The following is a 25116-nucleotide window of genomic DNA, read 5'->3' on the forward strand; positions in this document are numbered from 1 at the left end:
TTTGAGTGTTAATTAATTGAAATTGAAACCTTTTTCATTCAGTTCTAAAAGTAGACTTTGGCCATTATTCTTAAGGTGTTTCCGAGTGAATATGTTTTGTAATTGTTAGAAGAGGGTCTACAGCTAGACCTCAAAATTGATTGTATGTGCAAAAAGAGTTGTATAAATTTTGACTCGTCGGAAGGGCTTTTATTTCTGCAACTGAATGTCGGTAATAAATAGAGTAATACGGGATATAAAGTTATGAATAAAAAATTGATGATGGCAATGTTAGCGGCAGGTTCTGTACTCACCATGACCAATGCATTCGCAGCGGCCGGTACCGTTAATTTTAACGGAAATATTCTGGATTCTGCCTGCGACGTTGATGTGGCATCCCAGAATCAGGTGGTGGTATTAGGCGATTATTATAAAACGGAATTCCCGACAACCGGGGCGAGAACGGCTGCGACGCAGTTTAATATTATTTTGAAAAACTGTCCGGTAACGGTCACCAATGCAAAAGTCCGTTTTGACGGTACGCCGGATTTAGCCAACGCCAGCCTGCTGGCGATTGATACGTCCGTGGCGGGGGCGGCCACCGGGGTGGCGATTAACCTGATGACGGCAGATAAAGCCGATCTGCCGCTGCACGGCAGCAACAGCTATATCTACCCGCTCAGCAGTACGGCTGATAATACGCTGAACTTCTACGCGCAGTATATCTCCACCGCGGCATCCGTGACCGCGGGCCCGGCTAACTCAGTCGCAAACTTCTCTGTGGTGTACAACTAAGTCATTGCAGTAATCAGCAGGGGGCCGCCCGGCCCCTTGTTTTATGAGGTATTAAAATGCGTTTTATCACGACAACGGGCCTGGCTATGGCGCTGTTACCGCTGACGTTAACATCCGCCAGTGCAGGAGTAATTATTGGCGGCACCCGTATTATTTTTGATGGGGCTAAAAAAGAGGCGTCAATAGGTATTACGAATCCTGATAACGTTCCTTATTTAATCCAGTCGTGGATAGATGTCCAGGATGAGCAATCGGGTAAAGCGCCTTTTATTATTACGCCACCGCTGTATCGGCTGGACGGCGGGCAAAAAAACCTTGAGCGTATTGTCATGACAGGCTCGCTGCCTCAGGGGCAGGAGAGTTTATTCTGGCTGAACATTAAAGCTATTCCGTCAGCCTCAAAGCAGATGAACTCGCTGCAAATTGCCGTCAAAACGCGCATCAAATTAATTTATCGGCCAGAGACTCTTCGTGCGTCTACCCCCGAGGAGCAAGCCAATAAATTAACCTGGCGTCGTGCGGGGAATACCCTTCAGGTTAATAACCCTACGCCGTACGTTATCAATTTCAATGAAATTACGTTAGGTAATAAGAAACTTGACGATGTCACGTACGTGATGCCTTCAGGCTCAGCCCGTTTTCCGTTACCGAATGGAACCAGTGGCAATACGCTGACGTTTAAAGTCATTAACGATTATGGCAGCCCTGGCGAATTACACCGGGCCAGTTTGTGATCCTTACGCGTTAATCAGGTGTTCGTCATGACAACGGCATTAAATACAATGCAGCCTGCGCGCCTGGCAATATTTATTGCCCTCGCGCTTGCTGGTGTCTCTCCCACACTGTATGCCAGTGAGACGTTTAATACGGAACTGGTAGAGCTGGATAATCCCGGAATGGGGAAAGCGGATTTATCTGCCTTTGAATCCGGCTCGCAGGCGCCCGGGACATACCACGTTGATATTATTCTTGACGATCGGCTGCTGGAAACGCGGGATATTCGTTTTATGGCAGTGAAGGATGCGAACGGCAGTGAAACGTTGCAGCCGTGCCTGAGTATCGGGCAGTTAAAAGCGTGGGGCGTGAAAACGGCGCTTTTCCCGCAGCTCGACGCCGGGGAAGGAGAATGCGCCGATCTCAGGGCGATTCCACAGGCCAGCGCGGATTTCCAGTTTGGCGCCCAGCGTCTGGCGATCAGCATTCCACAGGCGGCCATAGACCTGCCAGCAAGAGGTTACGTTCCGCCGGATATGTGGGATGAAGGCATTACCGCGGCCATGCTCAACTACAGCCTGAGCGGGGCAAACAGCCGGGCAAGAAGCGGGGCAGGCACCCGCAGCGACAGCCAGTATGCAAACCTGCGGCCGGGGATCAACGTCGGTCCCTGGCGGTTACGCAACTACACCACCTGGTCCCGCGATGCGTCCGGCCAGGATAAGTGGGACAACGTCTATACCTGGATGCAGCGCGCAATTATTCCCCTGCAAGCCCAGCTTACGCTCGGAGACAGTTCCGCGCCTGCCGATGTCTTTGACAGCATGCCGTTTCGCGGCGTCCAGCTGGCGTCTGACGACGATATGCTGCCGGATTCCCTGAAAGGCTATGCGCCGGTGGTGCGCGGTATTGCGCGAACTAACGCGCAGGTCGTGGTGCGTCAGAATGGCTATCAAATCTACCAAAGTTATGTGGCGCCGGGTGCGTTTGAGATCGCGGACATGTATCCCACCGGCGGCGCGGGCGATCTTGATGTGACGATCGTCGAAGCTGAAGGCAGTGAGCAACATTTCACCCTGCCGTACGCTTCGCTGCCGGTCCTGCAACGGGAGGGGCGCCTGAAATATGCTCTTACCGCCGGGCAGTATCGCTCGTATAACCGTAGCGTGGAGAAAACCCCCTTCGGGCAATTGACCGGAATTTACGGCCTCCCTCACGGTATTACGCTCTATGGCGGCGTCCAGGAGGCAGATAAGTACCAGTCGGCGGCTCTGGGGGTGGGCAAGAATATGGGCGATCTCGGGGCGATATCCGCAGACGTCACTCAGGGCTGGTCAAAGCCGGAGCATGCCGTGAAAACAAACGGTCAGTCGTGGCGGGCCCGATACAGCAAGAATTTTATTAATACCGGGACGAACTTTTCGATTGCCGGGTATCGCTACTCGACCCGCGGCTATTACGGGATGCAGGACGTCCTCGATTCGTACGGCGACAGCAGCGCGCTTCAGGACAGGCGACGTAACCGTGCCGAGCTGACGATGAGCCAGACGCTGGGGGACAACCTGGGCGCGCTTACCCTCAGTGCGGCGCGGGAAGATTACTGGAATGACGGTAAGTCGATGGCTTCGTGGAGCGTCGGCTATAGCAACTACTGGCACAACATCAGCTATGGCCTGACATGGACCTACAGCAAAAATGTCCGCTCAGCGTCAGAAACCCGCGACAGCCAAAAAAACGCTGACCACGACCAGCTTCTGGCGTTCAACATCAGCATTCCGCTGGATAAATTTTTGCCGCAGACATGGGCTAACTATGGCATGAACGCCAGCGGGAATAACGGGACGACGCATAACGTCGGCCTGAACGGGGTAGCGCTCGAGAACCGTGCCCTGAGCTGGAACGTACAGCAGGGATACGGCACAGAGGGCGTGGACTATACCGGCAATGTTAACGCGGACTACAAAGGCGCCTATGGCGAAGTCACGGCAGGTTATGGTTATGACAAAAACAGTGAACGCCTGAATTACGGGCTGCAAGGCGGCATTCTCGCCCATGCTGATGGCATCACGCTTTCCCAGCCGCTGGGGGAGACCAGCGTCTTAATCAAAGCCCCCGGCGCCCACGACGTGGATATCCGCAATCAGCCCGGTGTACGGACAGATTTTCGCGGATATACGGTCGTGAGCAACCTTTCTGTCTACCGGAAAAACGATCTCACCCTCGACCCGGAAACGATGCCGGACGATGTCGAGCTGGAGATCAACACCCGCACGGTGACGCCGACGCGGGGAGCGGTGGTGAGAGCCGATTATCTGCCGAAGTCAGGTCGCCGGGTGCTGATGACCTTGACCGACAGCGACCGCGCCGTTCCGTTTGGGGCGGTGGTCACCCTTGTGGGTGATGACAGCGGCAGTTTTATTGTCGGCGATCGCGGTCAGGTATATTTAACCGGGATGCGCGAGCAGGGAACGTTAGTCGCTACATGGGGAAGTCAATCCAGTCAGCAATGCCGCGCTGATTTCACGCTGCCGAATCACTCAACGTACGGTGGGATCGCTGATATGCGCGCCACCTGCCGTCAGGAACGCTAACATGAAATGTCTTAACGCGATGCTGCTGCTCTGTTTGCTCGCGGCGGCAAATATGGCTCGTGCCGGTACCTGCACCACCATCACCCCGCAGCTTTCCACCCTGTCCGTGGGGACGATCAACGTGCAGCGCGATGCGCCTGTCGGCACGGTGGTATTTTCCGGCGCGGCGTCAGCCACAGGCTCCTATCTTACCGGGTGTACGAATCCGCTGATGCTGGGATTCAGCCTGCGCTACAACGGTGCCACGTTGAGCAGCTACGGCAACCATGTTTACAACACGAACGTCAGCGGGATAGGGATACGCTTTTCTTCCAACGGCTATTTTGAAAACCCGAGCAATACGTTCTCCTACAATGCGCAGACCTCCTATGTGGACTGGTACGGTGAGAGGATTGAGCTGGTGGTAACTGGCCCGGTCTCATCGGGAGTATTAACCCCCGGGACGATCGGCGTCGTGACGCTTCAGGGAAGCGACGGCCTCTACCGTGACGGTCTGACCACGCAGCTCACCTCCGGCACCATCAATGCCCTGGCGTGGACGGTGAATACGGCCCAGCTGACGTTTCCGATAGGGGATATTCCCGCCTCGGCGTTCGGCTCCACGGTGGGCACCACGCCGACGGGGGCACAGAACACGCAAAACCTGGGCTTAACCTGTGCCGTCGGAACCAATATTACGGTCTCGCTCAGTGGAATACAGAATCCGGATAGCGCCAATACCAGCGTGATGGCCTTAACCGGGCAGGGAAATGCCGGCACTGCGAAAGGGGTGGGGGTGCAGCTTATCTATAACGGTGCACCGCTGGTGATGAACAGCCGACTATTCTTGCGGCAGTCTGCCGGGGGGCAAGAGACGTTGCCATTAACGGCCCGATATTACCAGACGTTAACCCGCGTGGAGTCAGGTTCAGCGAATGCCTCCGCCACCCTTAATGTGACCTACCAGTAGCAGGTAAGAAGATGAAAATAAGATGCAGGACACTGCTTTTACTTGCCTTACTCAGCGGGAAGGTATGCTCCGCTGATAGCGTCAACATCGGTGTGACGGGAAATATCGTTGCGTCGCCGTGCATATTTAATGGCGGCAGTAACAGCCTCGATGTCAACCTGGGCAATATTCAGGCAACCAATATGGCGACGCCGGGCTCAACATCGGATCCGGTGCCTTTCAGTCTCCTGTTTACCCAGTGCCCAACCGGAACGCAGAGTGTGACCGTCGCTTTCACCGGCAGCCCCGATCCCGAGGCGGGCGCGGACTATTTTATGAACAGCGGTTCGGCCACGCATGTGGCGATAGCCATGCGCGATGCCCAAACCGGCGCGTTTAAAGGAACAGGCACCAGCATGACCCAGACCATTGCCGCGGACAGAACCGCGACAATGGCTATGCTGGCCTCGGTAAAATCCATGCCGGGAGGCGCCACGCCGGGGAGCATCAGTGCGGTTGTGGTGATGACGATGCAGTACAACTAAATGCCGGTGACAAGCCTTTATTAAAGACGTTGGTGTGAACTATGTTAAATATTCTGATTCAGGAAACGGATCTGTTTTTTCAGGCTGGGCTACAGGACTTTTTCGAGGATTTTTTTAAGCATAACTTTCATCGCTCCATCACATTTCAGCTGGCACTGACCAATGAAAACGTCAGCCAGGCTGATATTATTGTTCTTTCATTATGTCAGGGGGAAACGCTGACCTGTTTTCCGGAGTTACTGGCCCGGCAAAAAGGAATTGTGATAGGTCTCGTCGACGATGAGCTGCGCTTTTCGGCGCTGCCTTCCTGCTTTCAGGACATTATTTTTCTTCCGCGCCGGGCGTCGCTTGACCGTATTAGCGGCGTTCTGTTTATCGCGTGGTTCAGGACGCAACTACCGGGTTACACGTTGAATAAAAAGACCTGTTTCGACTGCCAGCATAAAGGTTTATCCCGGCAACAGATTCGTATTATGGTCAATTTTTACCGGGGGCTGTCGGTAGTGCAGACCGCGAACGCGTTGAAGATGAGCGAAAAAACGGTCTTTACCCATAAATATATGATGATGCAGAAATTTAATCTGCGAAGCGATTACGAGCTGATCGTACTGTTGAGAAGGCTGATGGAGAAAAAGAGCCGTCCGAACCTGCTTCGCGATTACCAGGAAAATAATTATGCACAACAAATAGCCTAAAACAGCAGCGGATAGCTGGCCGGGCAGCGATAGCCGCCACCCGGCAATGCATTTAAACGTTAACCGCAGCGATCAACCGCGTCTTCATGGTCTGGTACGCGGAAGCCGCAAAATCCTCCGCCCAGCGCTGGTCCTCGATCGCCTCCAGCTGCACGGCGCAATATTTCGTTTCCGGCGTTCTGGAGATTGGGTCGAGATTATCCTGCGTCAGCTCATTACAGGCGCCAATCCACCACTGGTAGGTCATATAGATTGCTCCCGCATTGATGCGCTCGCTGATGCTGGCGCGCGTGATCACTTTACCCCGGCGTGAACGTACCCAGACCAGCTGGCCCTCGGCAATCCCCCGTTCATCCGCATCGGCCGGGTTCATTTGCACCCGGCCCGGCTCGTCAGCCAGGCTTTGCAGCGCCGCGCAGTTCCCGGTCATTGAGCGACAGGAGTAGTGACCCACTTCGCGCACCGTGCACAGAACCAGCGGGTAATCCGCATCCGGTGTCTCCGCCGGGGCGCGCCAGGGGGCGGCAAATAGCTGTCCTTTGCCAGTAGGGGTGTCGAACTGATTATCCTTGTACAGGTAGGGGGTGCCGGGATGATCGAGGGATGGGCAAGGCCACTGCACATGGCCCATCTCGCCCATTTTTTCGTAGGTCACACCGTAGAAGAGGGGGCACAGCTCGCGCATTTCGTCCCAGATCTGCTGGTTATCCTCGTAATGCATGGGATAGCCCATCTCCGTGGCCAGCAGGCTGATGATCTCCCAGTCGCGCCTGACGTTGCCGCTGGCCTCAATGGCTTTGCCGAAACGCTGGAAGCCGCGATCGGCACAGGTGAACACGCCGGCGTGTTCTCCCCATGAGGTGGCAGGGAGCAGCACGTCAGCCACCTCTGCCGTTTTGGTCATAAAGATGTCCTGCACCACCACAAAATCGAGCGCCTCAAAGCCGCGGCGGACCAGTCCCAGATCGGCTTCTGTCTGAAGTGGATCTTCCCCCATGATGTAATACGCTTTAATCTTTCCTTCCAGCGCGAGATGTGGCACTTCGGTGATACGCGTCCCGACGCGATCGTCCATCCGGTTGACATTGATTTTCCACGCATCGGCAAATTTCAGTCTGACCGCCGGGTCAGTGACGTCCTGGTAGCCGGGGAACATATTGGGCAGAACGCCCATATCGCAGGCACCCTGAACGTTATTTTGCCCCCGAACCGGACCCACGCCGACGGCAGGTCGGCCCAGGTTGCCGGTCAGCAGCGCCAGGCTGGAGAGACCTTTCACCACATCGACCGCCTGACCAAACTGCGTGACGCCCATTCCCCACATCACCGTTGCTGAAGGCGCCGCTGCGAACATGCGCATTGCCTGACGAACATCCCGCGCGCGGATGCCCGTCAGATGTTCAACCTGCTCGGGTGCGTAATCTTTTACCGTCAGCCGGTACGCCTCAAGCCCTTCGGTAAAGCGGGCAACGTAGTTTTTGTCGTACAGTTCCTCTTCCAGCAGGACATAGCCAAAGGCATTGACCAGCGCCATGTTACTGCCATTTTTTAGCTGAAGATGAAGATCGGCAATGCGTGCCGTTTCAATATGACGCGGATCGCAGACGATGATTTTAGCGCCATTTTCACGTGCTTTAAGCACACGTCGGGCGACGATGGGGTGAGAGTCGGCGCAGTTATAGCCGAATACCAGCAGGCATTTTGAGTTTTCAATATCGTTAATGGAATTGCTCATGGCGCCGTTGCCGAGGGTCTCCTGTAAACCGGCAACGGACGGACCGTGACAGACGCGGGCGCAGCAGTCGACGTTGTTAGTATTCAGCACCGCTCGGGCAAATTTTTGCATCACATAGTTGGTCTCATTGCCCGTTCCCCGTGAGGAACCCGTAGTCATAATGGACCGAGGGCCATACTGTTCTTTGATGCTTTTAAGCCTGTGAGCGGTATAGCGAATGGCCTCTTCCCAGGTAACAGGGGTAAAGGCCTCACCTTTGCTGTAGCGGATCATGGGCTGCGTCAGACGGGGGGTAAGCAGCCGTGTGTCGTTAAGAAAGTCCCAGCCGTAGAACCCTTTCAGGCAAAGCGTGCCCTGATTGGTTACGCCATCAGCGGCTTCGGCACGGATAATCCGGTTGTTTTTAACGACGAGGTTTAGTTTGCAGCCTGCACCGCAGTAGGGGCAGACGCTGGCGATTTTTTTCATCAATAACAGACCTGTTAAGAAATGAAGCAATGTTTACTGGAAAGCCCAGTCCCTTAGCGGACTAAGCAGGATCCATGCCACATTCAGCGTTCTTGATTAACAGGGCGTTAGAGGAGAGAGGGTGTGTCATCGTCAGTCTGTTCGTCAGAATTGACGATGACACGCTATCCGTAGGGATGGGGGAGGCGTTAAAGATCGTCCATGGTGTAACCGACGACAATTTCCAGCGTCTTGCGGATCACATCCGCCTTAACGACATCGTCGGTGGATTCCAGCGTCTGGATTAGCCAGAGAATGATCGCTTTGTTGGTCAAATGACCTTCGGAAGCGAGAACACAACGAACCGCAGTCGAAAAAATGGCAGACTCTTCAGCAAAGCGATCGCCTGCGTGACGGAAATACTCCGACAACGCGCTATCTAAAAAGGCCGAGTGGTATTCGGGTTGAAGCTGAATATTTTGTCTCATTTGTTCTCACCGTAGCTGTAAAGTTGTAGTCAATGTATCTTTTTAGGATCGGACGGTTTTCCATTTCCAAATAACGGCACTACATTGTCTCGGTTATTTTTGAGAGATCCCTCTCTCTGTATTCGTCCTTGTGCGGTTCTGCGACCTTTAAAAGCGATCGTACCAGAGCTGATTTCAGCTATCACTCGCGCTAATGTCTCCCGCCGCTGGGGATCCGTTTCATATGCTTGCATGTTACGCAGACGCTGAACCAATCCCTCGGTCGTCACGGGACCGCGCTCCTTCAAAAGTGAAAGAGCGGCTTCTCCAATAAGCTGGTCGATCAGTCTGTCCGCATCACTGCTGTTCATGACATTAACGTTCGAAGAGCAGGCCAAGAAGCATGTGATAATGATGTTCCTCTTCCGGGCCATTGGCCTTTTCAAGGCGACTCAACAGTTTTGTGCAGAGCGATTTGCGATTCAGATTTCGCCCGTCGCTAAGAATTTCAACAACAACCTGACCCAATGTTTCCTGTTGGGTTGGAAGCGCGGCTTTTTCGAAGTACTGCGCAATCGCTGTTGCCGAGTCTGCGAGGTGTCCGTTCTGCTGCATGTTTCGCTCCTGTAAATTTTCGTAATCAGTAACGTTACATTTAAGGTATACATAATTTTCAAATCTGTACATTTAAAATGTACAATTTTTTAAAGATTTTATAATATATTTTATAAAATCATTATTTATCAGGTGCTTATTCTTATACGATTTACTGCGGGATTCACAAGATATATTGTACAATCCGAAGCGGCGTTGCAGAGTTGTACAAGCCCGTAAATGACGCAAAAAAGCCGTGTAAATCGTTGAGATGTAAATTATTTGTTGGGCAATTAATGTGCTATAACAGAGTTCTCCCCACGTGTTTTCGTGGTCACCCCCACAATCTTCAGGATTAGCATGCTCACAACCATCATTTACCGCAGTCATATCTGCGAGGACGTTCCAGTTAAAGCGCTGGAAGACATGGTCGCTGCTGCAAATTGTCGAAATCGCCAGTTCGATGTGACGGGGATTTTGCTGTTTAACGGCACACACTTTTTTCAGTTACTTGAAGGGCCTGCTGATAACGTTAAGGAGATCTATCAGCTCATCTGCCACGATCCGCGGCATCACAACGTGGTCGAATTATTGAGCGACCACGGGCCTTCAAGGCGTTTTGGCAACGTGGGTATGGAGCTCTTTGACCTTCGTCAGTACGACACCGACGAAGTGCTGCAACAGGTTCTTGATAAAGGCACAACCCGCTATCAGCTGACCTATAACGATCGCGCCCTGCAATTTTTCCGCACCTTCGTTGAGTCTACTGAAAAATCCAACTACTTTGAGCTGCCTCCGGCTGACGCCTGGGAATTTGTCACCGAAAACACGCCGTTATCCTCCCAGCCGACAGTAGTGGCAAAGGGCGCGGACTGTAGTTTCGCATTTCAACCTATCGTCGATCCGTTTATGCAGCAGGTGGTTTCCTGGGAAGCCCTGATCCGCACGCCGTCCGGTGAGTCTCCGGAAAGCTATTTTGCCAACCTGTCGCGTGAGGCGCTGTACGAATCGGATCTGAAGAGTAAGCAGGTGGCTTTGTCGATGGCCAGCGCGCTGGGCCTACAGACTCAAACGTTATCCATCAATCTGCTGCCGATGACGCTGGTCAATGTTCCTGGCGCCGTCGATTTTTTACTGACGGCAATTGAGGCGAACGGTTTTGTGCCGGAGCAAATTGTGGTCGAGTTCACCGAGAGCGAGGCGATCTCGCGCTTCGAAGAGTTCACCAGCGCAGTCAGACAGCTTAAAAGCGCCGGGATCAGCGTGGCCATCGATCACTTTGGCGCGGGATTCGCCGGTCTGCAACTGCTGGCCCAGTTCCAGCCGGACAGAATCAAGATCAGCCGTGATTTGATTGCCAACGTACACAAGAGCGGCCCGCGTCAGGCTATTATTCAGGCGATCATTAAATGCTGTGCGTCTCTGGAAATTCTGTTCTGTGCGGTAGGCGTAGAGCTGGCTGAAGAGTGGATGTGGCTGGAATCTGCCGGGGTTTCTCAGTTCCAGGGACACCTTTTCGCCAGCCCGCGTCTGGGGGGCGTTCCGGCGATTGCCTGGCCTGATAAAAAGTACGATTTATAAAAACCTGTACGTAACTGTTAAGAGTAACCTGTACGTACGGCGAAATTTATACAACAATACATTAACGAGTGAGTGGTTCATTGAGCCATTCACTTGTCTCAGAACGAGGAGTTAGTTATACAAATGATTTGTACAATCTGATAAGGTTGGTTTGGTTAGGTATGGAAGTAATGTGCGTGAGGGAGTTAATGGCCTATTACAGTATCGGCGAAGTGGCCGAACGATGCGGTATCAACCCCGTTACGCTGCGTGCCTGGCAGCGCCGTTATGGATTGTTGAAGCCGCAGCGAAGCGAAGGGGGTCATCGTCAGTTTGACGATGAAGATATCCTGCGTATCGAAGAGATCAAGCGCCTGATGAAAACGGGTGTTTCGGTCGGTAAAGTAAAAGCGCTTCTTGAAAATACAGAAGTGATGACTCAGGGTAACTGGGCATCGTTTCAGGAAGAGATGTTAACCGTTCTGCGCTATGCCAGCCCGGCAAAACTGCGTGCCAAAATCGGCGAATTCCGCCGTGACCATGCGATGGATGTTCTGATAGATAACATCATCACCCCTGTGCGTCAGCGAATGAACCAGGACCAGAATACGGTGCGTCACATGGCGAGCCTGCTGGACGGTGTCCTGATTGAGTTTGCCGTTGCAAGCCTGGGTGAGTCGCGAAAAAAAGCAGGTAAGGATGCGCTGCTGATTGGGTGGGAGTGCGACGACCGTACGCATTTGTGGCTGGAAGCGGCCCGTCTTGCCTACAAAGGATGGCATATCGACGTGCTGGCTGAGCCGATTGATTCTCCACGTCCTGAACTCTTCCCCGGGCAAAAAATCTTCGTCTGGACCGGTAAAGCGCCTACGCCTCGTCAACAGGAGCAGCTCGACCACTGGCGTGAACAGGGTTTCGCCGTTTCGTTCCATCACTGATGTTAAGGGGGCCAACGGTAAACCGCCAGTGCGGGATTTTGCCTTCTGGCGATACGACAGGGGTATCCGCGAAGATGCATAGCATCAGTACCCCTGTCATATCGTCGGTTTATTCCATCATCAGGTTGTCTGAAATATTCATACTGGCCACGGATTCAACTTTCCACACGCCATCTTCCTTGACCATGCAGTCAATCACGGTGTGATCCCGCTTTTTGCCGAATGAGATATAAACCTGCATACAGGCGGCATCGTAATCCAGCGCCCGCGCACTGACGATGCCCCAGTCATCTTCATATCCCTGAGCCTTGATGAACATATCGACGTCAGGCACGTCATATTCATCTGGATCCAGCTTATCCATGGCTTTGAGTTTGCTGATAGTTTCGCGGGTTACATATGGCCTCAGCGCTTCATAGTTTTTCAGGGGCTCTTTCCCGATAATAATTTGCGAGATGTACCACTTATTAAACTGAAGGGCAGCGGATACCTCAGGGGGGAACTTCTGTGCAGCGGATGCGAGAGTGGGCAGAAGCAGGATCGCCAGAATTATTTTTTTCATGTCAGTCATGCCTGTAAATTGCATACGCTGGCTTTAATTCCCGGTATTCCTTTCCCGGATACATTGTTCGCTGAACAAAATCAGAGCACCAGACGCCGTTCCCACCATAGATGCAAGCGTGGCCATATGGGTGGTGCGCAGTGGGCTGGATCACCGCCACATCGCCCTCAACAGGGTCACCGTAAACCTGGTGGAAGCCCGCCAGAATTAAATTGCTTTTCATATCCTTAGCATAATGTGTGTTCTGTAGATTAGCACCGCCGGCGCGAATGGATTTCGAAACAAATTCTGCACATCTTTTCTGGCTATACTGACCTGCATGCTGGCGAGCATGAACTGCGGCTTTATGGGCACTCCACATAATTTAATCCCTTATTGAATAAATGGTTAACAAGGGAAACATTACGCCGAAAAAAGATGAGTTTATGTAATTAATCATGATCGAAATTTAACCACTATCAGACTGATAAATAATGGTTAACTTATCCATCAAACGTCTTTATGCGCGCCCAGGTAAGGCAAAAAAGGATTAAAAAGAACCTGGCTTAAGGGGGAGGCATACGTAAAAAATGTATATGGTGGCTGCGCGTACTTTAGCTATCTTAAAAATAGGTATTTCCAATACAATTTTTATCATTGCCCGTCATCTTACCGCCTTTCTTATGAAATGCATTATTTATCAATGCATTGAACAAATCTAACCATCCCATCCGCATCCCATCACAGGGTCTATGCTTAATGAAAGTAGCCAAAAAGGGCGGTTTAGCCCAAAGCCCCTGCTCGCAGGGGGTTGAAGTGATAATCGTTATCACTAACATGGTGTTATGCCCTGGTGGCTTATCAGATGAGGTGGACCTATGGAACTGCATTCAGAAACCTTCAATCCGGCCGATTTTGCCTGGCGTGGCTTAACGCTGACGCCCGCGGCGGCGGCGCATATTCATGAGCTGGTGGCAAAAAATCCCGACATCCTCGGCGTACGCTTAGGCGTTAAGCAGACTGGCTGCGCGGGATTTGGCTACGTGCTGGACACCGTAACCGAACCTCAAAAGGACGATCTGGTCTTTGAAACCGACGGTGCAAAGTTATACGTCGCGCTACAGGCGATGCCGTTTATCGATGGAACCGAAGTCGACTACGTTCGGGAAGGTTTAAACCAGTTATTCAAATTTCATAACCCGAAAGCCCAGAACGAATGCGGCTGCGGCGAAAGCTTTGGGGTATAGGCGGTACTATGTCTCGTAATACTGAAGCAACGAGTGATGTAAACACCTGGAGCGGCGGACACCTCAACTATAAAGAGGGTTTCTTTACGCAGCTGCAAACCGATGAGCTGGCGAAAGGCATCAACGAAGAGGTCGTGCGCGCCATTTCGGCGAAACGTAACGAGCCGGAGTGGATGCTGGAGTTTCGTCTGAGCGCATTCCGCGCGTGGCTGGAGATGGAAGAACCCCACTGGCTGAAAGCGCATTACGATAAGCTGAACTATCAGGATTATAGCTATTACTCTGCGCCCTCCTGCGGCAGCTGTGATGACACCTGCGCCTCGCAACCCGGTGCCGTTCAGCAAACCGGCGCGGAGAACAGCTTCCTGAGTAAAGAGGTGGAAGAGGCGTTTAATCAGCTCGGCGTGCCCGTGCGCGAAGGCAAAGAGGTGGCGGTAGACGCCATTTTTGACTCCGTCTCGGTGGCAACCACCTACCGTGAAAAACTGGCGGAGCAGGGGATCATTTTCTGTTCCTTTGGTGAAGCCATTCACGATCACCCCGAGCTGGTGAAAAAGTATATTGGTACCGTGGTGTCGAGTAACGATAACTTCTTCGCGGCACTGAATGCGGCGGTGGCGTCAGACGGTACTTTTATCTACGTGCCGAAAGGCGTGCGCTGCCCGATGGAGCTCTCGACCTATTTCCGCATCAACGCGGAAAAAACCGGCCAGTTTGAACGCACCATCCTGGTGGCCGATGAAGGCAGCTACGTTAGCTACATCGAAGGGTGCTCCGCTCCTGTGCGCGACAGCTACCAGCTGCACGCGGCGGTGGTAGAGGTGATCATCCATAAAGATGCGGAGGTGAAGTACTCTACGGTACAGAACTGGTTCCCGGGCGACGGCAACACCGGTGGTATTCTGAACTTCGTCACCAAACGCGCGCTGTGCGAAGGCGAAAACAGCAAAATGTCCTGGACACAGTCAGAAACCGGCTCCGCCATTACCTGGAAATACCCGAGCTGTATTCTGCGCGGCGACAACTCCATCGGTGAGTTTTACTCCGTGGCGCTGACCAGCGGTCATCAGCAGGCCGATACCGGCACCAAGATGATCCACATCGGTAAAAACACCAAATCGACCATCATCTCCAAAGGGATCTCTGCCGGTCACAGCCAGAACAGCTATCGCGGGCTGGTGAAAATCATGCCGACGGCAACCAACGCGCGTAACTTCACCCAGTGTGACTCCATGCTGATTGGCGCGGACTGCGGGGCGCATACCTTCCCGTATGTCGAATGCCGCAATAACAGCGCCCAGCTTGAGCATGAGGCAACTACGTCACGTATTGGTGAAGATCAGCTTTTCTACTGCCTGCAACGCGGGATCAGTGAAGAAGATGCGATTTCAATGATCGTTAACGGCTTCTGTAAGGACGTGTTCTCTGAACTGCCGCTGGAATTTGCCGTTGAAGCCCAGAAACTCCTCGCCATTAGTCTTGAACACAGCGTCGGTTAAGGAAAGCACATGTTAAGCATTAAAGATTTACAGGTTAGCGTGGAAGAGAAAGAGATCCTGCGTGGCCTCAATTTTGACGTCAAACCGGGTGAAGTTCACGCCATCATGGGGCCAAACGGCTCCGGGAAAAGTACGCTTTCAGCGACGCTGGCAGGACGCGAAGATTATGAAGTTACCAGCGGCTCCGTTGAGTTTAACGGCAAAGATCTGCTGGAGATGTCGCCGGAAGAGCGTGCCGGCGAGGGCATCTTTATGGCCTTCCAGTATCCGGTGGAAATTCCGGGCGTCAGCAACCAGTTCTTCCTGCAAACCGCGCTGAACGCGGTGCGCAAGTATCGCGGCCTTGAGGCGCTGGATCGCTTTGATTTCCAGGATCTGATGGAAGAGAAGATCAAGCTGCTGAAAATGCCGGAAGATCTGCTGACCCGCTCGGTAAACGTGGGTTTCTCCGGCGGTGAGAAGAAACGTAACGATATTCTGCAAATGGCGGTTCTGGAACCGGCGCTGTGCATTCTCGATGAGACCGATTCAGGGCTGGATATCGATGCCCTGAAGATCGTTGCCGACGGGGTGAACTCCCTGCGTGACGGCAACCGCTCATTTATCATCGTGACTCACTATCAGCGAATTCTGGATTACATCAAACCGGACTATGTCCACGTGCTTTACCAGGGACGCATTGTGAAATCCGGTGACTTTACGCTGGTTAAACAACTGGAGGAGCAGGGTTATGGCTGGCTTACCGAACAGCAGTAATGCACTTCAGCAGTGGCACCGGCTGTTTGAAGCGCAGGGTGGAGCGCGCTCTGAACAGGCTCAGCACCATCTCCAGCAGATGCTGCGTCTCGGTTTACCGACGCGTAAACATGAGAACTGGAAATATACCCCGCTGGATGGCCTGCTGAACGGCGAGTTTGTCACCCGTCTGGCGCAGGTCAGCCCCGATCAGCGCGACAGGCTGGCGCTGAGCGTGGATGCCGTGCGTCTGGTGTTTGTCGACGGTCTGTTCCGTGCGGAGCTGAGCGACAGCGTGCAGGAGAGCGGGTTCGATATCGTCATTAACGATGAACGTCAGTCGCTGAACGCGCCCGTTCAGCCTGAAGTCTTCCTGCACCTGACAGAGAGCCTGTCGCAATCTGTCACCCATATTCGCGTTAAGCGTAACCAGCGCCCGGCGAAACCGCTGCTGCTGATGCATATCACCCAGGGCGTTGAGGGTGATGAGATTAACACCGCCCACTATCGCCACCATCTTGAGCTGGCAGAAGGGGCGGAGGCGACGGTGATCGAGCATTACGTCAGCCTTAACGACACCCGTCATTTTACCGGTTCGCGTCTGACGATGAACGTGGCGGCCAATGCCCAGCTGCACCACATCAAGCTGGCGTTTGAGAATCCGCTCAGTCACCACTTCGCCCACAACGATATTCTGCTGGGCCAGGATGCCGCGGCGTACAGCCACAGCTTCCTGCTTGGCGGCGCGGTGCTGCGCCACAATACCAGCACCCAGCTGAACGGTGAAAACACTACGCTGCGTATTAACAGCCTGGCGATGCCGGTGAAGTCAGAAGTGTGCGACACGCGCACCTGGCTTGAGCATAACAAAGGCTACTGCAACAGCCGTCAGCTGCACAAAACCATCGTCAGCGACAAAGGACGTGCGGTGTTTAACGGCCTGATCAACGTGGCGCAGCACGCCATCAAAACTGACGGGCAGATGACCAACAACAACCTCTTGCTGGGACGTCTGGCAGAGGTGGACACCAAACCACAGCTGGAAATCTATGCGGACGACGTGAAATGCAGCCACGGCGCGACGGTCGGGCGTATTGACGATGAGCAGATGTTCTACCTGCGCTCGCGCGGGATAGACCAGCAGGCCGCGCAAAAGATGATTATTTACGCCTTTGCGGCTGAGCTGACGGAAGCGCTGCCCGATGGCGGACTTAAACAGCAGGTGCTGGCCCGTATCGGTCAGCGTCTGCCTGGAGGCGAAGCATGACATTTCCCGTAGAGAAAGTCCGGGCAGATTTTCCGGTACTGACCCGTGAAGTGAACGGTCTGCCGCTGGCCTATCTCGACAGTGCGGCCAGCGCGCAAAAACCAAATCAGGTGGTGGATGCGGAAGCCGAGTTTTACCGCCACGGTTATGCGGCGGTACATCGCGGGATCCACACCCTGAGCGCCGAGGCGACCCAGCGCATGGAAAACGTGCGCACGCAGGTTGCGGCCTTCCTCAACGCGCGTTCGCCGGAAGAGCTGGTATTCGTGCGCGGCACCACCGAAGGGATCAACCTGGTGGCTAACAGCTGGGGCAATGCGCAGGTGCACGCGGGGGATAACATCATCATCACCCAGATGGAGCACCATGCCAACATCGTGCCCTGGCAGATGCTCTGTGAGCGTGTGGGGGCGCAACTGCGGGTGATCCCCCTGAATGAAGACGGCACGCTCCAGCTGGAAAAGCTGGACGCCCTGCTGGACGACAGAACGCGGCTGGTGGCGGTGACCCACGTTTCAAACGTGCTGGGGACGGAAAATCCGGTGGCGCAGATCGTCGACAAAGCCCATCAGGTTGGTGCGAAAGTGTTGATTGATGGCGCCCAGGCGGTGATGCACCATGCGGTTGACGTTCAGGCTCTGGACTGCGATTTCTACGTCTTCTCCGGGCACAAGCTGTATGGCCCGACGGGCATCGGCGTGTTGTATGTGAAAGAGGACATTCTCCAGGCCATGCCGCCGTGGGAAGGGGGCGGGTCAATGATCGCCACCGTCAGCCTGACGGACGGCACAACCTACGCCCGTGCGCCCTGGCGCTTCGAGGCGGGTACGCCCAACACGGGCGGGATCATCGGGCTGGGCGCGGCCATTAGCTACGTCTCTGAAACGGGGCTGGCGGCGATTCAGGAGTACGAACAGCTGCTGATGCATTATGCCTTGCAGGAGCTGGCCAGCGTCCCGGAACTGACCTTATATGGCCCTGCTGACCGTCTGGGTGTGATAGCCTTCAACCTCGGCAAGCATCACGCCTATGATGTAGGCAGTTTCCTTGATAATTACGGCGTCGCCGTACGTACCGGGCATCACTGCGCGATGCCGCTGATGGCGTATTATCAGGTACCGGCCATGTGCCGCGCATCTCTGGTGATGTATAACACAACGGAAGAGGTCGACAGACTGGTGGCGGGACTAAAACGTATTCACCAGCTGCTTGGCTAACGGAGAGGCGAGAGATGGCAGATTTGCCGGACAGAGATAAATTGCTGCGCAACTTTGGGCGTTGCGCGAACTGGGAAGAGAAATACCTTTATATTATCGAGCTGGGCCAGCGCCTGCCGCCGCTCAGCGAAGAGGCGCATAACCCGGACAACATCATTCAGGGCTGCCAGAGCCAGGTCTGGATCCTGATGCAGCAGACGGATGAAGGCGTAATTGAATTACAGGGTGACAGCGATGCCGCCATTGTGAAGGGGCTTATTGCCGTCGTATTTATTCTTTATCACCAGATGTCGGCGCAGGATATTGTCGCCTTTGACGTTCGCCCGTGGTTTGAAAAAATGGCCTTAACCCAGCACCTCACCCCGTCCCGATCCCAGGGACTGGAAGCGATGATCCGCGCCATACGCGCCAAAGCCGCAATCATTAGCTAAACTGACAGAACAGCATTCATTCTGTTTCGCGAGGTGGTTTCCACCTCGCTGGTTTTTCAGCTTTCTGACGTTTGGTCAGTGAATAAGGAATCTCAGCATGAAGCGCGCGTCTCTAATAACTCTATTACTCCTTGGTTCGCTCAGTGCTGTTAATTCAGCCTGGGCGGTTGATTATCCTTTACCGCCCGCAGGCAGCCGCCTGATTGGGCAAAACCAGACATACACCATTCAGGAAGGTGACAATAAACTTCAGTCTATCGCTCGTCGCTTTAATACCGCCGCACAGCTGATCCTTGAAACCAATAATACCATTGCACCGGTGAACCCTGCGCCAGGAACGGTCATTACGATCCCTTCCCAGATGCTACTGCCGGACACCGAGCGCGAGGGCATTGTGGTGAATCTGGCGGAGCTGCGTCTTTACTTCTATCCGCCTGGCGAAAATATCGTGCAGGTCTATCCGCTGGGTATTGGTCAGCTTGGGCTGGAAACACCGGTCAGCACCACCCGTGTGAGTCAGAAAATCCCTAACCCTACCTGGACCCCCACAGCGGGCATCAGAGCGCGCTCACTGGCCCAGGGCATTAAACTGCCGCCTGTGGTACCCGCAGGGCCAAATAACCCGCTGGGGCGTTTTGCGCTTCGTCTGGGTATCGGGAATGGGGAATATCTTATTCACGGCACCAGCGCGCCGGACAGCGTAGGGCTGCGGGTCAGCTCGGGTTGTATGCGGATGAACGCGCCCGATATCAAAGCGTTGTTTGAGCAAGTGCGCGTCGGCACGCGGGTGCAGATCATCAATGAGCCGGTGAAGTTCTCCGTCGAGCCGGACGGCAAACGTTATATCGAGGTGCACAGGCCGCTGGCGCAGGCTGAGGGCGAAAACCCACAGACGGTGCCGTTCACGCACTCGGCGGCGTTTACCGCCTTTGCAGCGGAGTCAGGTAGCGATAAAACGCAAATCGACAAGGCCCTGGCGCGCAGAGCGGGGATCCCGGTTGCCGTGTCAGCAGGCAGTGGTTCTTCAGCCAGCAATTCTGTCCTGTCGGTACAGAACAGTCGTGTCTCAGCGGCGGTGGCGGAAGGCGAGGGAGAGAAAGCGCTTCAGTAGAGGTTTGACGAAGGCAAAAAAAATGGCGCACAATGTGCGCCATTTTATTAACAGGTACTATTACTTACGGTATTTAGTAGCCTGGTTGTCCAGACGCTGGTTAGCGCGAGCTGCGTCGTCTTTAGCAGCCTGAACGTCGGAACGCATTGCGTTCACGTCGTTGCTCAGCTGGTCAACTTTAGCGTTCAGAGTCTGAACGTCAGAAGACAGCTGATCGATTTTAGCGTTGCTGGAGCAACCTGCCAGCAGAGTAGAACCCAGGATTACCGCGCCCAGTACCAGTTTAGTACGATTCATTATTAATACCCTCTAGATTGAGTTAATCTCCATGTAGCGTTACAAGTATTACACAAAGTTTTTTGGGTTGAGAATATTTTTTTGATGGGATTACGCCTATTTTTGATCGTTCGCTCAAAGAAGCAACGAAATCGGCAATTTTGACGAAAAAGCTATGTTAAAAAAGGCATTTTTCATCGGATTCATCTTAGATAAATCGCGATTAAATAGAAAAACCCGATTTGCTTTTTGAATAGTTCTGGTTAAAGGCGGGAATAAAAAAAGCGCCCCGAAGGACGCTTTTTAACAAAACAATAATTTGTTCGTGAAATATTACAGCACGTGAACAGATGCAGTGTTGGTGGTGCCGCTTGGAACCAGCGCGCCAGAAACCATAACCACCACGTCGCCTTTCTGGGCCAGGCCACAATCAACCAGTTCCAGAGCCACTTCTTTACCCAGACGATAGAAATCATCAGTAGAGGCAATCTCTTTCACCAGGTGTGGGATTACGCCTTTGCTCAGCACCAGCTGACGCGCGGTGGTTTCGTTGGTGGTCAGCGCCAGAATGGTCGCATCCGGGAAGTATTTACGCACGGCACGCGCAGATTTACCGCCCTGGGTCGCCACGACAATCAGTGGGGCTTCCAGTTTCTCAGCGGTTTCTACCGCACCACGGCACACGGCTTCGGTGATGCGCAGTTTACGGCTGTCGTTGTTGTAATCCAGACGGCTTTTCATCACGCGGTCGGTACGCTCACAGATGGTCGCCATGATGCCGACCGCTTCCAGAGGGTATTTCCCTTTTGCAGATTCGCCAGACAGCATAACGGCATCGGTACCGTCGAGGATGGCGTTTGCTACGTCGCCTGCTTCAGCGCGGGTAGGGCGTGGGTTTTTGATCATGGAGTCCAGCATCTGCGTTGCGGTGATAACCACTTTACGCGCGCGAACACATTTCTCGATCATCATCTTCTGCGCGAAGATTACTTCTTCAACCGGGATTTCAACGCCCAGGTCGCCACGCGCTACCATGATACCGTCAGACGCTTCGAGGATTTCGTCGAAGTTGTTCAGGCCTTCCTGGTTTTCGATCTTGGAGATGATCTGAATGTTCTCGCCGCCGTGCGCTTTCAGGTGCTCACGGATCTCAACCACGTCAGAACGTTTACGGATAAAGGAGGCAGCAACGAAGTCCACGCCTTGTTCGCAGCCGAAGATCAGGTCTTGTTTGTCTTTTTCAGCCAGCGCTGGCAGAGCAATGGACACACCCGGCAGGTTAACGCCTTTGTTTTCGCCCAGATCGCCGTTGTTCAGCACTTTACAGATAACCTTGTTACCTTCGATCGCGGTCACTTCCATGCCGATCAGGCCGTCATCCACCAGCACGGTGTTGCCAACGGACAGATCGCTGGTGAAGCCTTCGTAGGTCACGGCAACGATTTCGTTATTACCTACAACGGATTTGTCGGTGGTGAAGGTGAAGGTCTGGCCCGCTTTCAGGGAAACGTCGTTACCGCCTTCCAGTTTGATGGTGCGGATTTCAGGACCTTTGGTGTCGAGCAGGATTGCCGCTTTTTTCCCGGTCTTGCTCATCACGTTGCGCAAGTTCTGGATACGCTGACCGTGTTCAGCATAGTCGCCGTGGGAGAAGTTCAGACGCATCACGTTCATGCCGGCATCCAGCATTTTGCTCAGCATCTCTTCGGATTCGGTTTTCGGGCCGATAGTACAAACAATTTTCGTCTTTTTCATGACAGTCTTAGTCTTTAAGTTGGGAAGGATATGGAAATCTCGCTCCGGGGGCGCACCGCCGCGGAGTCAAACCTGTGTTGCGAAAGAGTATATGACACGCACTAAGAATAGGTGACATCAAATGAGCGTGCAGAAGAAAGTGTGCCTGAGTGCCAGCCCAACGAAGGAGAGGAGAAGTTGTACGTTGTTTTTTGTATTCCAAGCGCTGAAACCATTCACCAGGGATTTGGCGCGCATTATACGCTGATTTACAGTAAAAAGGAAAATGGAAACAGCGTTTCAAAACAATCTGTGCAGATTCACATAAGTTTGTTATCAAGGCGTTAAGGTCTAATGTCATCTTATGACGGCAGGCGCAACGCCCGCCGTTTTTTGCTCACTTTTCCAGCGCCTGCTGAAGGTCGGCGATCAGATCCTTCGCATCCTCAATCCCCACCGACAGGCGGATAAGCTGCGGCACAATACCGTTTGCAAGACGCTGCGCCAGTGGTATGGAGGCGTGGGTCATGCTGTAGGGCTGGCTCACCAGACTTTCCACACCGCCCAGACTTTCCGCCAGGGTAAAGAGCGTAAGATGACGGATCACCTCTGTCGCGCGTTGCGCATCGCCTTTAATCACAACGGAGATCATGCCGCCCGGCAGCGCCATTTGTCTGCGTGCCAGCGCATACTGGGGATGTGACGCCAGCCCGGGATAGAACACGCGGTCTACCTGAGGATGCTGCTCCAGCCATTGCGCAATTGCCAGTGCGTTGGCGCTGTGCTTCTCAACGCGCAGTGAGAGGGTGCGAATCCCCCGCAGCGTCAGGAAACTGCTGAACGGATCCAGAACGCCGCCAACCGCGTTTTGCAGATAGCCCAGACGCTCCGCGAGATCCTTATTTGCCCCGACAACAGCCAGCCCGGCAACCACGTCTGAATGACCGTTGAGATATTTAGTGGCGGAGTGGACCACTATATCGAACCCCGCCTCCAGCGGCCGGTGAATGACCGGGGAGGCGAAGGTATTATCCGCCACGCTGATCGCATTATGGCGCCGGGCAATGTCCGCGATGGCCTCCAGGTCGGCCAGTTTCAGCAGCGGGTTCGTTGGCGTTTCCACCCAGATCATGCGCGTGTCCGGGCGAATGGCGGCCTCAAGCCCGGCTACATCGTCCGGCTTAACCCAGCTCACCTGTAACCCGGTGCTGCGCTTGCGCACGTTTTCGATCAGGCGATACGTACCGCCATACACGTCGTCAATGGCGACGATATGGCTGTCTTTATCCAGCAGTTCGAGCACGGTGGAAATGGCTGCCAGCCCTGACGCGAAAGCGTACCCGCGCGTGCCGCCTTCCAGTTCGGCGATGGCGGTCTCCAGCGCGTGGCGGGTTGGATTGCCGCTCCGGGAGTATTCGTAGCCGGTATGTTCACCCGGTGCCGGTTGCGCAAACGTCGACGTGGCGTAAATTGGCGGCATCACGGCGCCGTGCGGGTCGTGATACTCACCGCTGTGAACGCTGAGGGTGGCCAGGTTTTTCATCTTTTGCTCCTTTTATTTTGTCAGGCGGTTACGCCAGGCGGTGAGTACGTCACTGCGTGTGATCAGACCCAGAAAGCGATCTTCGTCATAAATAATCGCCACCAGGCCACGGTCAAAGATGGCGTACAGGGCGCTCTCCGGGGCCTGCTTATCCAGATATTCGACCTGACGCGTCATGGCCGCCGTCACGGGGAGAGAGAAGCGATCGGCATCTCCCCCGATGTGTCGCAGCAGGTCCCACTCGTCGATGATGCCGACGACCTTGTCGTTATCGAGCACCGGCAGCTGGGAGATGTCGTACAGGCGCATGCGGGCCAGTATGGTGGAAAGCGTGTCGTCCGGGGCGGCAGTCACCGTCGCGCCTTCATCGTGGCGCAGGGCAATATAGTCCGAGAGATCGCCTGCCTGCGGACGCGAAATCAGCCCTTGCTGACGCATCCAGTCGTCGTTGAACATCTTCGATAGGTATTTATTGCCGCTGTCGCAGGCGAAGGTGACCACACGTTTTGGCGTAGTCTGCGCCTGGCAATATTTCAGCGCCGCCGCCAGCAGCGTGCCGGTGGAGGAGCCTGCCAGGATCCCTTCCGTTTTTAGCAGATCGCGGGCGGTGGTGAACGCCTCGCGATCGGTAATGCGCCAGGCGCGGTTAACCCCTTCGATGTGCGCCAGCGGAGGGATAAAGTCTTCGCCAATCCCTTCAACCAGCCACGATCCGGCATCCTGATGGCGTCCGTTTTCAACCTGGTCCGCCAGCACCGACCCGGCCGGATCGGCAAGCACAAATTCCGTCTGCGGCGAATGTTCTGCAAACCACGCCTGTAAGCCACCCAGCGTACCGCCGGACCCCACGCCGACGACGATGGCATCGATCTGGCCGTCAAGCTGTTCAAACAGTTCCGGTGCGGTAGTGGTGCGGTGCGCCAGCGGATTGGCCGCGTTATTGAACTGATCAATATAAAACGCGCCTGGCAGTTCGTTCGCCAGCCGCCGGGCATAATCCTGGTAGTAGGCCGGATGCCCTTTATTCACATCTGAACGGGTCAGCACGACCTGCGCCCCTAACGCGCGCAGGTGGAAAATCTTCTCGCGGCTCATTTTGTCCGGCACCACCAGGATCAGCGAGTAGCCCTTCTGCGCCGCAATCAACGCCAGCCCCAGGCCGGTGTTCCCCGCCGTGGCTTCAATAATGGTGCCGCCGGGCCGTAGCTGGCCCGTACGCTCGGCTTCATTAATCATCGACAACGCGACGCGGTCTTTAATCGAGCCGCCGGGATTCTGGTTTTCCAGCTTCAGAAACAGCGAGCAGGGGCCGGTGTCCAGCTTGTGCAGCTGGATGAGCGGCGTACGGCCAATCAGTTCGGTGACGGAGTGGTAAAGCGTCATGGTCATGTCCTGTGAAGAGGTGATGACCGGATGATAGAACCATGAAATTTTCTCAATAAAGAACCTTTCACTGAGTTTTAGAACGGAAAGGAATAATCCTTGTGTTTTCAGATGGAAAGACAGCAAGACGTAAAGTTGTCCGGA

The 25116-nt window shown here is 54.1% G+C and carries 25 protein-coding genes; 15 read left to right on the forward strand and 10 right to left on the reverse strand.

Annotation, left to right across the window (positions count from 1 at the left end; all coding sequences use genetic code 11):
• Positions 1–243 precede the first annotated feature (243 nt).
• Genes IM290_RS01335 through IM290_RS01360 form a run of 6 tightly spaced genes read left to right on the forward strand, consistent with a single transcriptional unit; the run spans position 244 to position 6247 of the window.
• Positions 244–774, forward strand: a complete 531-nt coding sequence (locus IM290_RS01335; RefSeq protein WP_103269965.1) for a fimbrial protein — start codon at positions 244–246, stop codon at positions 772–774.
• A 56-nt stretch (positions 775–830) separates the two neighbouring features.
• Positions 831–1508, forward strand: coding sequence for a molecular chaperone (locus IM290_RS01340; protein WP_193041969.1), 678 nt, complete (start codon positions 831–833; stop codon positions 1506–1508).
• 27 nt (positions 1509–1535) lie between these two features.
• Positions 1536–4079, forward strand: a complete 2544-nt coding sequence (locus tag IM290_RS01345) for a fimbria/pilus outer membrane usher protein (protein ID WP_193041970.1) — start codon at positions 1536–1538, stop codon at positions 4077–4079.
• 1 nt (position 4080) lies between these two features.
• Positions 4081–5028: a fimbrial protein gene (locus IM290_RS01350; RefSeq protein ID WP_193041971.1), complete on the forward strand. Its 948-nt coding sequence runs from the start codon at positions 4081–4083 to the stop codon at positions 5026–5028.
• Positions 5029–5039: 11 nt separating this feature from the next.
• Positions 5040–5552, forward strand: a complete 513-nt coding sequence (locus IM290_RS01355) for a fimbrial protein (RefSeq protein WP_193041972.1) — start codon at positions 5040–5042, stop codon at positions 5550–5552.
• Positions 5553–5593: 41 nt separating this feature from the next.
• Entirely contained in the window at positions 5594–6247 is a 654-nt protein-coding gene (locus IM290_RS01360; RefSeq protein WP_193041973.1) for a LuxR C-terminal-related transcriptional regulator, read from the forward strand.
• A 52-nt stretch (positions 6248–6299) separates the two neighbouring features.
• Here IM290_RS01360 and fdhF read toward each other — a convergent pair whose 3' ends face one another.
• From fdhF to ycgZ, 4 genes are all read right to left on the reverse strand, one after another.
• Entirely contained in the window at positions 6300–8450 is a 2151-nt protein-coding gene (fdhF, locus tag IM290_RS01365) for a formate dehydrogenase subunit alpha (protein ID WP_193041974.1), read from the reverse strand.
• Between the two features lie 188 nt (positions 8451–8638).
• Positions 8639–8917 carry a biofilm/acid-resistance regulator YmgB/AriR gene (locus tag IM290_RS01370; RefSeq protein WP_003857748.1) on the reverse strand — a complete coding sequence of 93 codons (279 nt, stop codon included), beginning with the start codon at positions 8915–8917 and terminating at the stop codon, positions 8639–8641.
• Positions 8918–8946: 29 nt separating this feature from the next.
• On the reverse strand, positions 8947–9267 hold the full coding sequence (locus IM290_RS01375) for a hypothetical protein (RefSeq protein ID WP_071993928.1): 321 nt from the start codon (positions 9265–9267) through the stop codon (positions 8947–8949).
• Between the two features lie 4 nt (positions 9268–9271).
• Positions 9272–9511, reverse strand: a complete 240-nt coding sequence (gene ycgZ / locus IM290_RS01380) for a regulatory protein YcgZ (protein ID WP_017384632.1) — start codon at positions 9509–9511, stop codon at positions 9272–9274.
• 339 nt (positions 9512–9850) lie between these two features.
• On the opposite strand from ycgZ, the gene IM290_RS01385 reads away from it, so the two are divergent.
• On the forward strand, positions 9851–11071 hold the full coding sequence (locus IM290_RS01385) for a diguanylate phosphodiesterase (RefSeq protein ID WP_193041975.1): 1221 nt from the start codon (positions 9851–9853) through the stop codon (positions 11069–11071).
• 188 nt (positions 11072–11259) lie between these two features.
• Positions 11260–11988, forward strand: a complete 729-nt coding sequence (locus tag IM290_RS01390) for a MerR family transcriptional regulator (RefSeq protein WP_015570709.1) — start codon at positions 11260–11262, stop codon at positions 11986–11988.
• A 109-nt stretch (positions 11989–12097) separates the two neighbouring features.
• Here IM290_RS01390 and IM290_RS01395 read toward each other — a convergent pair whose 3' ends face one another.
• The gene (locus tag IM290_RS01395; protein WP_017384630.1) at positions 12098–12550 is read right to left on the reverse strand and encodes a DUF3828 domain-containing protein; all 453 of its coding nucleotides are present in this window, start codon (positions 12548–12550) and stop codon (positions 12098–12100) included.
• A gap of 1 nt (position 12551) precedes the next feature.
• Complete coding sequence (locus IM290_RS01400) at positions 12552–12911, reverse strand: CHAP domain-containing protein (protein WP_193041976.1); 360 nt, start codon at positions 12909–12911, stop codon at positions 12552–12554.
• Positions 12912–13407: 496 nt separating this feature from the next.
• Here IM290_RS01400 and sufA point away from each other — a divergent pair, with 496 nt between their 5' ends.
• The 7 genes from sufA (at position 13408) to IM290_RS01435 (ending at position 20036) form a co-directional block, all read left to right on the forward strand.
• Positions 13408–13776: a Fe-S cluster assembly scaffold SufA gene (gene sufA, locus IM290_RS01405; protein WP_017384628.1), complete on the forward strand. Its 369-nt coding sequence runs from the start codon at positions 13408–13410 to the stop codon at positions 13774–13776.
• Between the two features lie 8 nt (positions 13777–13784).
• Positions 13785–15275: a Fe-S cluster assembly protein SufB gene (sufB, locus tag IM290_RS01410; protein ID WP_193041977.1), complete on the forward strand. Its 1491-nt coding sequence runs from the start codon at positions 13785–13787 to the stop codon at positions 15273–15275.
• 9 nt (positions 15276–15284) lie between these two features.
• Positions 15285–16031, forward strand: a complete 747-nt coding sequence (sufC, locus tag IM290_RS01415; RefSeq protein ID WP_003857736.1) for a Fe-S cluster assembly ATPase SufC — start codon at positions 15285–15287, stop codon at positions 16029–16031.
• The gene (gene sufD / locus IM290_RS01420) at positions 16006–17277 is read left to right on the forward strand and encodes a Fe-S cluster assembly protein SufD (RefSeq protein WP_045329716.1); all 1272 of its coding nucleotides are present in this window, start codon (positions 16006–16008) and stop codon (positions 17275–17277) included. The genes sufC and sufD overlap by 26 nt, the downstream gene beginning before the upstream one ends.
• A complete protein-coding gene (gene sufS / locus IM290_RS01425; protein ID WP_193041978.1) occupies positions 17274–18494 on the forward strand; it encodes a cysteine desulfurase SufS in 1221 nt (406 codons plus the stop codon). The genes sufD and sufS overlap by 4 nt, the downstream gene beginning before the upstream one ends.
• 14 nt (positions 18495–18508) lie before the next feature.
• Positions 18509–18925, forward strand: coding sequence for a cysteine desulfuration protein SufE (sufE, locus tag IM290_RS01430; protein ID WP_193041979.1), 417 nt, complete (start codon positions 18509–18511; stop codon positions 18923–18925).
• A 97-nt stretch (positions 18926–19022) separates the two neighbouring features.
• Entirely contained in the window at positions 19023–20036 is a 1014-nt protein-coding gene (locus IM290_RS01435) for a L,D-transpeptidase family protein (RefSeq protein ID WP_032648093.1), read from the forward strand.
• Positions 20037–20096: 60 nt separating this feature from the next.
• Here the strand turns inward: IM290_RS01435 and lpp are convergent, their stop codons facing one another.
• The 4 genes from lpp to IM290_RS01455 all read right to left on the reverse strand — a co-directional run bounded on the left by lpp (position 20097) and on the right by IM290_RS01455 (position 24972).
• Entirely contained in the window at positions 20097–20333 is a 237-nt protein-coding gene (gene lpp, locus IM290_RS01440; RefSeq protein WP_001082307.1) for a murein lipoprotein Lpp, read from the reverse strand.
• Positions 20334–20645: 312 nt separating this feature from the next.
• A complete protein-coding gene (pykF, locus tag IM290_RS01445) occupies positions 20646–22067 on the reverse strand; it encodes a pyruvate kinase PykF (RefSeq protein ID WP_015570703.1) in 1422 nt (473 codons plus the stop codon).
• A 376-nt stretch (positions 22068–22443) separates the two neighbouring features.
• Positions 22444–23589: a PLP-dependent aspartate aminotransferase family protein gene (locus IM290_RS01450; RefSeq protein ID WP_032648094.1), complete on the reverse strand. Its 1146-nt coding sequence runs from the start codon at positions 23587–23589 to the stop codon at positions 22444–22446.
• Positions 23590–23601: 12 nt separating this feature from the next.
• Complete coding sequence (locus IM290_RS01455) at positions 23602–24972, reverse strand: cystathionine beta-synthase (RefSeq protein WP_193041980.1); 1371 nt, start codon at positions 24970–24972, stop codon at positions 23602–23604.
• Positions 24973–25116 lie beyond the last annotated feature (144 nt).

The organism is Enterobacter cloacae complex sp. S1 (assembly GCF_014930525.1).
Classification (GTDB): domain Bacteria; phylum Pseudomonadota; class Gammaproteobacteria; order Enterobacterales; family Enterobacteriaceae; genus Enterobacter; species Enterobacter hormaechei_C.